Source organism: Enterobacter sp. IF2SW-B1, assembly GCF_001743375.1.
Classification (GTDB): Bacteria; Pseudomonadota; Gammaproteobacteria; order Enterobacterales; family Enterobacteriaceae; genus Enterobacter; species Enterobacter bugandensis.
Genome location: NZ_MJAA01000007.1, coordinates 166,061 through 177,367 on the forward strand (window position 1 = coordinate 166,061; position 11,307 = coordinate 177,367).

Here is an 11,307-nt window from a genome sequence, read left to right on the forward strand (position 1 = left end):
ACAATTGAGGTGAAACAATCATAGCGTCTGAAAAGGAGAAACTATGAAAACACGTACTTTATCTCAAAATCTTACCGTCAGTGCCGTCGGCTACGGTGCCATGGGTCTGAGTGAATTTTATGGCCAGACTGATGACAAAGGTTCACTGCAGGTATTGCATAACCTCATCGATCTGAACGTGACGTTTATTGATACCGCAAATTTATATGGCCGTGGCCATAATGAAAGGCTAATCGGTCACTTTCTTGCCGGGCTGGATAAAAACACTCGCGACCAGTTCAAAATCGCCACGAAGTGCGGCATCGATCGTTCTCCTGACGAGTCCTACGCCCGCACCATCAACAATACGCCGGACTATATCATCCGCTGCTGTAACGAATCCCTTAAGCGGCTTGGCGTGGAGCGAATCGACCTCTTTTATCTTCACAGAGTGAGTAACGCAACCCCGATCGAAGAGAGTATGGATTGTCTGCGCACCCTTGTTAAAGAGGGCAAGATCAACCACATCGGCCTTTGCGAAGTGTCGGCTTCAACGCTACAACGGGCTCATGCGGTGCATCCGGTCACCGCATTGCAAACAGAATATTCTCTGTGGACACGAGACATTGAGGAAAACATTTTGCCGGTCGTGAAAGCGCTAGGTATCGGCCTGGTGCCCTACTCACCTCTTGGCAGAGGCTTCCTGACGGGAAAATACCTGAACAACAACGATTTTGCAGAAGGTGATTTCCGCAAGAATAACGAACGATTTGTTCAGTCCAGCCTCGATCATAATCGCCAGTTGCTCGATATCATTACCCCGCTGGCGACAAAATACGGCTGTACCGCAGGTCAGATTGCGCTTGCCTGGCTGTTAGCACAATACGATCGGCTGGTTCCCATTCCGGGTACTAAGCACGTCAGCTATCTGGCCGAGAACGCGCGCGCTGCCGATATTGTGCTTGAGAAGAGCGATATCGAATCGTTGAACAACCTTCATCGCCGGGTAGCGATTAAAGGCGATCGTTATTCTGCCGAGGGTATGAAGGGCGTGAATGCCTGATACAGCATCTTGAAAATAAAAAACCGGGTTTCCCCGGTTTTTTTATATCCACAGATACGCCGTTAGCGATAAACGCTCAACGCGACGCCTTCCCCGCCGCCAACGCACAGTGCGGCAACGCCACGCCTGGCATCATTACGGATCAGGGAATGAACCAGCGTCACCAAAATTCGGCAGCCGGATGCACCTATCGCATGCCCAAGCGCGATTGCCCCGCCGTATGGATTGATACGATCCGGGGAAATTCCGGCCCGCTGAATCACGGCCAGCGCCTGGGCGGCAAACGCTTCGTTGGATTCGAGATGATCGACATCCTCAGGCTTCCATCCCGAGCGGGAAAGACAGTCGGCAATGGCCTGAATCGGGGCTGCACCCATTAATGCCGGCTGGATACCGGAATTGGAAAATACGCCCAGCGATGCCAGAACCGGCAAGCCACGTGCTTCGGCAGTCTCACGCGTACAAAGCAGGACCGCCGCGGCACCGTCATTCAACGATGAAGCATTTCCCGCCGTCACCGTACCCTCTTTTCGGAAAACAGGCTTCAGTTTCGTCAATTTTTCGATACTGGTTGCACGGGGTCCTTCATCCCTCTCCACGCTGATCGTTTCACCTTTTCGCGTCTGCCACTCAACCGGGACAATTTCACGCTCAAAAATGCCACGCGCCTGCGCTTCAAGCGCATTGTGGTGAGAGACAAGGGCATATTCATCCTGCATTTCGCGGCTGATACCAAACTCCGTCGCAACATTCTCTGCCGTGATACCCATGTGATAATCGTTGAAGGCATCCCAGAGCCCGTCAGAAACCAGGCTATCTTTGAGAGTAATATCACCCAGCCGCGTTCCGCTACGCGACGTCGTGGCGATATGCGGCGCGTTGGACATACTCTCCTGACCACCGGCGATAACAAACTCAGCCTCACCCGTCTGCAGCGCCTGCATGCCAAGATGGACCGCCTTAAGCCCGGACCCGCACACTTTGTTTACCGTCAGACATTGCGTATCTACGGGCAATCCAGCATTCAGTGCCGACTGTCGGGCCGGGTTCTGGCCGCACCCCGCAGTAAGAACCTGTCCCATAATGACCTGAGAGATATCTCTGGCTTCTACGCCAGATTCTTTCAGGAGCGCCTGAATGACGCGGCTTCCCAGATCAGAGGCTGAATGCTCCGCAAGCGCGCCCTGAAATGCGCCCGTCGCCGTGCGGCGGGCTGCAATAATAACAATCTCGCTCATGCGTCACTTCCCTTCAGTCCTGGCAAAGTATGGCCCGTCGCGGCCATTGCCGCGCGGTATGCAGTAAGACCATTCATGCAGGCGGGAACGCCAGCATATACCGCCATCTGTATCACAATTTCAAGCAGCTCTTCCGGCGTCACGCCGGTATTGAGCGCGCCTCGCATATGCAGTTCTAGCTGCGGCATGGCATTACCCAGCGTCACAAGCGAGGCGACGGTCAACATTTCACGCGTTTTGAGATCCAGTCCCGGACGACCCACCACATCCCCGAACGCATAGTCGGTAATCAGGGCGGGCAGCCCCGGGTCCAGCTCGCTCAGGCGGCGGGTGACTTTATCCGCGAGCCCCGCTTCAAGACGGTCCATAATCTCTCTGCCATAGCGCGTGCGGTCATTAATTTGACTCATAAGATTTCTCCATACGGGATTGTTTTGCGGTCAACGTTGCCGGAATAACCGCGACAAGCAGAACGGACAGACCGATGGCCGTACCGGCGACGATATACAGGAGCGGCATTGAAAATGATGAAACCATCCAGGCACCGACTGACGCACCGATACCAATGGCGGTATTGAAAAATGAAACGTAGATTGCGGAGGCCGGGAAGGCTTTATCCTCTGCCATACGTAAAACCCACGTCTGGAAACCGACAAATATTCCTGATACGGCGACACCCCAGACAACCATACTGGTAAATATCAACGCAGCAGAGAGCGAGGAACCAGACAGGCCCAGGAACAGCAGCACTGCACAGATCAGCAGTACAGACAAAGAGACCGTCAGCTTGAGATACTTATCAATCAACACGCCGGTCAGGAAATTACCTGCCAGACCCGCGATGCCGTAAACAAAAAGCACAGCAGGAATAATGGTGGTGGACAGTAAACTCTGCGTGTGTAGCCAGGGTTCAATGTACGTAAAGGCAGCAAAGTGAGCCGTCACAGCCAGCAAGGTTGCTGAGTAAATTTTCCATAATGTTGACGATTTCAGCACGCCTTTAAGCGCATCCAGCCCGAGCGCGCTTTTGCTGGTAATCCTGGGAACAAGAACGCTAATACCCACAAAGGCAATTACGCTCAGCGCGGCCATCAGCCAAAATGCCTGCCGCCAGCCGAAGTGAATACCAATATAGTTGGATACCGGTACGCCAAAAACGCTTGCTGCGGAAACACCACCAAATACGATTGACGTCGCCGCCCCTATATATCTGGCAGGGACCATAGCCACCGCCGTTGCGCCGATCATCGCCCAGAATGCGCCGTGAGCGAGCGCTCCCAGTACGCGGGCGCTAAGCAGCATGCTATAGACGTTTACCGTCGCAGCCATAACGTTAGAGACCAGAAGTACCACGGTAAGCACAAGTAAAAGCCGCTTCCTGGACACATTCCCTAAAAAGACGGAGGCAAACAGCGCACTCAACGCCCCCACCCAGGCATAAAGCGACACGGTCATGCCCACCGCAGATTCCGAAGACTGTAGCCCTTCTGCGATTGGCGTTAATAATCCGACTGGCGCCAGTTCGGTGGTGACAATAGTAAAGGTTGAAATAGCCAGAATGAATAAAGCTAGCCATGACCTTAACGTCATATTCTGCGGAGTGAGTTCTGAAGTCATACTACTTACCTCAATAAGGATTTAAATAATGTGCCAATTTTTTTCAGTTGCATATCTGGTAAGCGCGGAATGCTCTCCCACACAGACGGGATGGCCAGTGGCTTCCAGCATTGGAATATCCGAAAGATCGTCGCCGTAGGCATAACAATCCACGGGGTTAATCTCTTTATCATCGCAAAAGGCGATAAGCGCGTCTTTTTTACCTGTTCCAATTGTTTGAGGCAGGCCGATTTCACCCGTCAACTCACCTGCGTCATTTATTATCACCGGCGCACAGAGTACTTCCGTTACTCCAAGATATTTTGCAATGGGTGAAAGAATCGGAAGCATAGAGCCCGATATAAATACGGTATACATGTTCTGGTTCTGATGTTTTTTAAGGGCTGAAACAGCACTCTCAATAAAAAACTCGCTTTCCAGCTTACGCCTGAACCACTTCTCACCCATTTCTTCCAGATAACGACAAGACACACCTTTAAACTGACGATAATAATCTCTGTTCAGGGCTTCCCTTGGCACGCCGTTTTTCACGTCGGTGCGAAAACGAGACATATAGCGTTGAAGACGATCGTTTTGATTATTTTCCCTGCACCAGAAATCATAGAAATCAAACATGCTTTTAATATTTATAAGCGTTTCATCAACATCAAAAAAAGCGGCATGTTTACGCAAACTTTATTCCTCGTAGTTTTTTCTTCGACTCTTAACCGGAAAATCTCTATCCGTACCAGACACGCCTGCATCCGCCCAGCGGGAAGGCGCAATTTCAGAAACCACCACGGAAATTTTATCCAGCGGCGCACCCGTGTTTTTGTGAACGGCAAATGTAATATCTTCCTGGAGTCTGATGATTTGATTTTCATCTTTCGCAGGCCAGGTCATAACATGAACAAATGGCATATTTTTCTCACTCTATAGTTGTAAATTCATCGAAGGAACGGCCTTTGAGTTTTAAATGGGCATGGATATCGCCTCCAAGACCATAAAAGCCAATTGCACCGCCGTAGCTCTGACGCGAGCTCATATAAAGTACGACTACGTTAATAATTCTGTTTCCTTTCCTCGCCGGAGCCGGGAAAGGATCGGTTAACTCTGCCCAATATTCGGCATTACCTTCACTATCGGTTATAAATACGTTGGGTATTCCCAGCGGACCTGGCCTGCTCGGATCCTCCGAGGCTAGATCGTTTTCCCTGAGACTCATCACGGTGTAAACGCTATCCGGAACAAGGCTCCGGAACGAAAACGTGAACCGGGCTCGTTTCTTATCTTCGGACAATGTGACCTCAAAGGTGCCCTCTGCCTCGAGCCAGGCAGCGAGGGTCACTGGCTCGATCTCTCGCTTTCCATCGCTGCTGCGATAATCCGCGATATAGCCTTCATGAAGTGGCAGGCCAGGCCTTATTTCATTATTGGCCTGCGGCCGCTGTTCTGGTGCGAAAACCATCCGATAGTTGTTCATCGGAATGGGTAAAGGAAGAGTATGAAGAATGATGTCCTTCAACGCGTCCTGAGGCATCTTGTCCAGATCGCACAGAATGTTATAGGGTGCGACTTCCCCAAATGCCGGAAGCGGGCTGTCCGGAGAGACAATGACGCTTCGCCACTGCAGTCCGTTATCCCCTGGCACCATGCCCACCACGACAAAATTACCCTTCCCGTCCATGACCTCCGCAGGGGGGTAAAGCGGCCCCTGCGTGGTCGCAGCCAGACGGTATTTCTGGCTACGTAATTCAGGCATGCGTTACCCCCTGAGTCACCCCTTGCTGCTCAACAAGGGTCGCCTGCATGGCAACCTCAGCCAGAGATTTCTCTTTCTCTGTAATCAGGGCGGAAGGATAGACGGTGAACGAGACATCCATTGTCGCGCAAAGCGTTTGGTGCTGAGTGACGCGAACCTGAGCCCTGAAACGCCCCCGGCGGTCGTTAATATCTTTTTCAAGAAATTCAAAGTGGACCAGCGCCGGTAAAGGGAACAGGAAACTGGCGAAATTGATTGCCATGCTATTAATGACGTAATAGCGTCCACTTTCCTGCTGGTAAATAAATTCTTCGGTGACGCCGATAAAGGCCTGTCGGCTGGCTTCAACCAGGAGCATTCCCTGAATATGCTGCCCCGTCTGATGATCCGCCATCAATTCGCAACGCTCATCGATTAACAGCGGCATCGCATAAAGATCGTGGTTATGCTCAGCTTGTTCCGCAGGTCCTATAAGTACATTCTGTTCCAGTCTTTTATGGCAATAAGCATTTTTTTTGTCGCTAACCAGTTTTTCCAGAGAGCACATTTTTAACTTATTACCATGAATCGCATTTCTTGCCTGGTTTGAAATTACCTTTCCGGCAAAATCCTTGCGCACGCCCTGCCCAACAATAATTTCATGTTCTTTATCAATGATATTCGCAGGGATTTGAGTCAATAATTCTAGCTGAGATATAGTCAGTACATCTTTACCATTGGCAAATTCATTAAATTTATCGCCAACAACTACCAACTTTTTACAGTTCATTCATTGTCCCTCAACAACAGCAAGCACGATAGATACGTGTATAAAGGCCGTCATTACCGCCAGTAATAAAGTTATCGCCGGCCTGTTGAATGATTTCCTGATAACGCGCATTGGTAAATGCTTCTTTATATGCTGCTTTATCACCGTTGAATGAGGAGATAAACATTACACCCGGAACGCCGCTGATCAGTGAATGAAATGCTTCGAAACTTTCAATCTTATCTTTGTTATCTCTTACAACATTAAAAATGGTTTCATCGCGCCACTGACGGTACTGCTGATAGTTATGCGCAGGCACTTCGACGTGTCGGAGTTGAATATAATTTGATTGTGGCAAGCTATTTTTATTATCAATTGGGGATTCAACAAACTTAAGCAGTTCGCGACGGATATCGGCAGAAAGAACCTCAGAGAAACGATGGAACATGGATTCCATTTCACTTTCAACCCATGCAATTTCGTTAATATCGTTGAATGCGCGTAATTCCAGCAATTCATTAACGCCGTTTTCTTCACAGGTATAGTAGCGAACGTTTTCATTGCTTTTTAAGGAAGTAAATTCTTTTTCAGAAAAAGTGTTTTTTAATGGGAAGCGTGATACCAGTACATATTTAGACGACATAATTACTCCGAGTATTGATTAAGTGAGGATTCGGATAGAAATTTATCAATACAGGAAACTATTGGAATTGTTAAATTTGTAATATATTTTTTGTATTACTGTTAAAACTGGTTTTGCTGCCAGCATTTAGCGTGTAATATCGAAATGGAAAAAAGACGAAATACCTTTTCGCATTTAGGACCCACGTATGGCTACAGCAGAACATTTAATCAGCAATAACCTGCCCAGTATCAAACAATTACAATGCTTTCTCGCTGTTGCACATGAACTGAACTTTCGTAAGGCTGCCGAACGTCTGCGCATGACTCAACCGCCTCTGACGCGTCAGATAAAATGCCTTGAAGCGGTGTTGAAACGTCAGTTGTTCAGTCGCAGTACGCATGACGTTAGCCTCACTGAAGCAGGTCGAGCCTTGGTCGTTCAGGCAGAAAAAATACTCAAAGACATCAGCAGCTTAAAAGAAGATCCTCACTCTTCAGAAACGAATCTGCGCATCGGTCTCACGCGCACGCTTAATTTTGAATATATTGAACCTGTAAATACCCAGCTTCAAAAAATGAACGCCGGAGATGACGTTGAAACGCCCGACCTGACGTCAGCACAGCTGCTGCAAAGCTTGTCTAAAAATATGCTGGATCTGGTGCTGACCGGGGAAAAAGGAACGGGTCATGAAGACATTGTTCAATACCGCTGGGTCTGCCAGGAACCGTTGCTCATCGCAATGCCTTCTTTACATCCTGCCAGTCTGAAAGAGAAAGTCTCGCTGGAAGACATTAGCGATCTTCCACTTTTTTGGTTTTCGAGAAGCGCTAATCCGTCATTCTATGATAAATGCGAAAGCTACTTTGACACGCTGAAAAGGCCGCTGAAGCGTATTAAAGAGCCGGATGATTCCCTCGTGATGCTAAGCCGTATCGCAAGAGGGAAAGGGTTTGCGCTGCTGCCTCAGTCAAAATGCACCTTCAATCAGGAGGGGCTATGCTATCGCGAACTAACGGACGATGAGGCAAAGAGATTAAATATTGATATCTATGCCGCAACTCGCCTCAATGAAAACAGAGAGGAGATCCTGAACGCTCAGAATATCTTGTGCGGCAAAAAGGCTTAATGCAGATAAAACACACCTTCTTCCGGCAGAAATAGCTGGTTATAGCGCAGCTGGAAGGCGTTCAGCTCCTGCGGATCGGGCTCCATTTCGCGCATAAAGCCAAGTGCCAGACGAATTTGCGCATCGGTAATGGGTGCGGCAAGGCGGGCTTTACGCAGCATACGGTGCCAGGTATGCAGATTCTCTTCGCTACCGTCGACAATACAGACCTGCCAGATGAGCAGCACCTGCGCGGCGTTTTGCAGATGCGCCTCGTCAGGCCGCTCAAGGTAGCGGATAAATTCATTGCCCGGTGTTTTACCGAACTGGTCAATCATCGACTCGATCGGCATCGGGGTAATCCCCAGCCGTTCGCTTAAACGTTTGATGGCGCGGCGGGAATCTGAGGTCAGGACGCGAAATCCCACCACAAACACCACGGCAAGCGTTGCCAGCATTATCCAGACCATGCGTTCTCCTTAGACTAGCCGCTCATCATAGCGGGAAACGCAGCGTGTCGACAGCGGGTACGGCCAGAATAGTGAACCGAAAAAAGCTGGATAAATGCGATGAAAGCAATCCCGCGCAGGCGTGGCTGCGCGGGCTGTTGCTGGAGACCCGTCAGCGCGCCTGAAGCCCCTTCAACAGCGCCTCGTGAAAGCGGGCGGGATCCTGCATCTGCGGCGCGTGGCCCATGTCGTTAAACTCCACCAGCGTCGCGTGCGGTATGCGCTTCGCCGTTTCTTTGCCCAGCACCGCATAGTTGCCAAGCGTCTTGCGGACCTCCGGCGGGGCGAGGTCTTTCCCGATGGCGGTGTTGTCCTTCGTGCCGATCATCAATAATACCGGCATCTTCAGGTCGCTAAATTCATAGATGACCGGCTGGGTGTAGATCATGTCGTAGAGCAGCGCCGAGTTCCACGCCACGCGCGCTTTGCCCGGCCCGTTGTTCAGCCCGGCAAGCATCGTGACCCAGCGTTCGTATTCCGGCTTCCACTCCCCGGCGTAGTAGGTATTTTTCTCGTACTGACGAATGCCGTCGGCGCTGACCTTCAGTTCGCGCTGGTACCACTGGTCGACCGTAATATGCGGCACGCCGCGGGCTTTCCAGTCTTCCAGGCCTATCGGGTTCACCATCACCAACTGCTCTACCTGCTGCGGCCACATTAGCGCGTAGCGGGTCGCCAGCATGCCGCCGGTCGAGTGGCCGATAACCGTCGCGCGATCGACGCCAAGCGATGTGAGCAGCGCGTGGGTGTTGTCCGCCAGCTGCTGGAAGGTGTACTGATAATGCGCCGGCTTGGTGGATTTACAGAAGCCGATCTGGTCGGGTGCGATCACGCGATAGCCGCTGGCCGACAGCGCGCGGATCGTGCCGTCCCAGGTTCCGGCGCAGAAATTTTTGCCATGCATCAGCACCACGGTGCGTCCGTTGGGGTTTTCCGGCCTCACGTCCAGGTAAGCCATATCCAGAGGCTGGTTCTGCGAGGTAAAGGTAAAGTGTTTTACCGGCCAGCCGTAGTCGAAACCTTCCAGCTTCTCGCCGTAGGTGGGGGCATCCGCAGCCATTGCGGGGGACGCCAGCGCCATCAGCAGCGCCAGGCAGGACAATCGTCGGGTTAACATGCAAGCTCTCCGTTAGCAAAAGGGGCTAAGGCTGCACGAAAGGCGGCAGCAAAAAACACTGTAGAGCATGGAGAGGAGTGGGTGTGTAAAGCGGGGTAAAGGTAGGACGAGCAAATAAAAAAAGCCCGGCATCACACACCGGGCAAAGACGTTACCTGCACACTCAGGCCGCTTTTAATTTCTGCGCGCGGTTCTCGCGGCGAATTTTACGTTCTTCCAGCACCGCGACCATCGCCATCAGGACGATACAGCCAATCGCTGCCGCATCCAGCGCCGCGAAGGTGCCCGCCCAGCCGGTAAGGCCGAAAATCGGCGTGCCGTCGGCGATCATCCCCAGGCCAAGCTTGGCGAAACTGTCGCCGATCAGGTAGGCGAAGGTGCCTTTAATCCCATCGGCGGCGCCGATCGCTTTTTTCGGCACGAACCCTACTGCCGCCACGCCAATCAGCAGCTGCGGGCCAAATACCAGGAAGCCGAGCGCGAACAGGGACGCCAGGTAAACGTACTGGTTGCTGGCGTGCTGGTAGATGCCGAGCGTGGCGATAATCAGCGCCAGCGCGACGCAGGCCACCAGCGCGCGACGGCCGTTGGCGAGGTCGGAGAGCCAGCCCCACAGCAGCGTGCCGACCAGCGCGCCCACTTCGAACAGGGTGAAGCCCTGAATCGCCACCTCTTTCGAGAGCTTCAGCTCCTGGAAGGCATACACCGTAGACCACTGGTCGATGCCGATGCGCACCACGTACAGGAAAATGTTTGAGAAGCACAGCAGCCAGATCACTTTGTTTTTCAGCACGTACTCAACAAAGATCTGCCATTTGGACATCTCGTTCTCTTCGGTCTCTTTGTCCTCTTCGCTGATCTCCTCCCCGAACAGCTCTTCGGCTTTGCCGAGGCCGTACGATTCCGGGGAGTCGCTGCCGAAACGCAGGCCGATAAAGCCGACGATCAGGGCGATAATCGAGGGGAAGATAAACATGCCGATCACGTGGCCGTCGAACAGATAGTTCGCGCCAAACAGCGCCACGCCTGCCGCACCCGCCCCGCCGAGGTTGTGGGAGATGTTCCACATGCCGAGGTACGAACCCCGCTTGCGGCGCGGCGTCCATTTGGTGATGGTGGAATAGCTGCACGACCCGCCGGTGCTCTGGAAGAAACCGCTCAGGGCGTAGAAGGCGATCATCAGGAACAGGCTGACGGAGCCCGCGCCCATGCTGGCGCTGAAGCCGAGCATACAGATGGCGGAGAGGATCAGCATAAACGGCAGGAACTGCTTGGTGTTTTTGCCGTCCGCGTAGTAGGACACAACCGTTTTCCCCACCCCGTAGGTGATGGAGAAGCCCAGGCCAATCATCCCCAGCTGCGTCATGCTCAGCCCGTAGGTGGAGATCATGTCGTTCTGCGCGATGTTAAAGTTTTTGCGGATCAGGTACATGGTCAGGTAGCCGATGAAGACCACCAGATAAGACTGCATGAACGGTTTGAACCACATCTTGCGCCGCACGTCGAGCGGCAGATCCAGGGTCGGCTTGCGCACCTGGTTTAAGAAGGCCAGCATGGTTGGTTTA

13 protein-coding genes are annotated in these 11,307 nt (G+C 51.9%); 2 read left to right on the top strand and 11 right to left on the bottom strand.

The features are described 5' to 3' along the window. The first annotated feature begins 43 nt into the window (after positions 1-43). Positions 44-1,042 carry an aldo/keto reductase gene (locus A6013_RS15465; RefSeq protein WP_047366712.1) on the top strand — a complete coding sequence of 333 codons (999 nt, stop codon included), beginning with the start codon at positions 44-46 and terminating at the stop codon, positions 1,040-1,042. Between the two features lie 62 nt (positions 1,043-1,104). Here A6013_RS15465 and A6013_RS15470 read toward each other — a convergent pair whose 3' ends face one another. From A6013_RS15470 to A6013_RS15505, 8 genes are read right to left on the bottom strand one after another with little or no spacing between them, the layout of a single operon-like run. Further along, positions 1,105-2,280, bottom strand: coding sequence for an acetyl-CoA C-acetyltransferase (locus tag A6013_RS15470; RefSeq protein WP_069733383.1), 1,176 nt, complete (start codon positions 2,278-2,280; stop codon positions 1,105-1,107). Continuing rightward, the gene (locus tag A6013_RS15475) at positions 2,277-2,690 is read right to left on the bottom strand and encodes a carboxymuconolactone decarboxylase family protein (protein WP_028014973.1); all 414 of its coding nucleotides are present in this window, start codon (positions 2,688-2,690) and stop codon (positions 2,277-2,279) included. The genes A6013_RS15470 and A6013_RS15475 overlap by 4 nt, the downstream gene beginning before the upstream one ends. Continuing rightward, positions 2,677-3,897 (bottom strand): MFS transporter, encoded by a 1,221-nt coding sequence (locus tag A6013_RS15480; RefSeq protein ID WP_049137111.1) that lies wholly within the window; start codon positions 3,895-3,897, stop codon positions 2,677-2,679. Before A6013_RS15480 ends, A6013_RS15475 begins: the two co-directional genes overlap by 14 nt. A 21-nt stretch (positions 3,898-3,918) precedes the next feature. After that, positions 3,919-4,569 (bottom strand): HAD family phosphatase, encoded by a 651-nt coding sequence (locus A6013_RS15485; protein ID WP_045260826.1) that lies wholly within the window; start codon positions 4,567-4,569, stop codon positions 3,919-3,921. 3 nt (positions 4,570-4,572) lie between these two features. Further along, the gene (locus A6013_RS15490; RefSeq protein ID WP_041911708.1) at positions 4,573-4,797 is read right to left on the bottom strand and encodes a 2-hydroxymuconate tautomerase; all 225 of its coding nucleotides are present in this window, start codon (positions 4,795-4,797) and stop codon (positions 4,573-4,575) included. A gap of 7 nt (positions 4,798-4,804) precedes the next feature. Further along, entirely contained in the window at positions 4,805-5,638 is an 834-nt protein-coding gene (locus A6013_RS15495) for a hypothetical protein (RefSeq protein WP_028014969.1), read from the bottom strand. Beyond that, positions 5,631-6,407, bottom strand: coding sequence for an AfsA-related hotdog domain-containing protein (locus A6013_RS15500; protein WP_069733384.1), 777 nt, complete (start codon positions 6,405-6,407; stop codon positions 5,631-5,633). Before A6013_RS15500 ends, A6013_RS15495 begins: the two co-directional genes overlap by 8 nt. A 10-nt stretch (positions 6,408-6,417) precedes the next feature. Further along, positions 6,418-7,029: a hypothetical protein gene (locus A6013_RS15505; RefSeq protein WP_069733385.1), complete on the bottom strand. Its 612-nt coding sequence runs from the start codon at positions 7,027-7,029 to the stop codon at positions 6,418-6,420. A 187-nt stretch (positions 7,030-7,216) separates the two neighbouring features. Between A6013_RS15505 and A6013_RS15510 the strand changes: the two genes are divergently transcribed. Next, complete coding sequence (locus tag A6013_RS15510) at positions 7,217-8,137, top strand: LysR family transcriptional regulator (RefSeq protein ID WP_069733386.1); 921 nt, start codon at positions 7,217-7,219, stop codon at positions 8,135-8,137. Here the strand turns inward: A6013_RS15510 and A6013_RS15515 are convergent. The 3 genes from A6013_RS15515 to uhpT all read right to left on the bottom strand — a co-directional run bounded on the left by A6013_RS15515 (position 8,134) and on the right by uhpT (position 11,297). Continuing rightward, on the bottom strand, positions 8,134-8,586 hold the full coding sequence (locus A6013_RS15515) for a DUF1198 domain-containing protein (RefSeq protein ID WP_028014965.1): 453 nt from the start codon (positions 8,584-8,586) through the stop codon (positions 8,134-8,136). The two genes, A6013_RS15510 and A6013_RS15515, sit on opposite strands and share 4 nt — an antisense overlap. A gap of 151 nt (positions 8,587-8,737) precedes the next feature. Further along, the gene (locus tag A6013_RS15520; protein ID WP_069733387.1) at positions 8,738-9,742 is read right to left on the bottom strand and encodes an alpha/beta fold hydrolase; all 1,005 of its coding nucleotides are present in this window, start codon (positions 9,740-9,742) and stop codon (positions 8,738-8,740) included. A gap of 163 nt (positions 9,743-9,905) precedes the next feature. Next, entirely contained in the window at positions 9,906-11,297 is a 1,392-nt protein-coding gene (gene uhpT, locus A6013_RS15525) for a hexose-6-phosphate:phosphate antiporter (RefSeq protein ID WP_028014963.1), read from the bottom strand. Between the last annotated feature and the right edge of the window lie 10 nt (positions 11,298-11,307).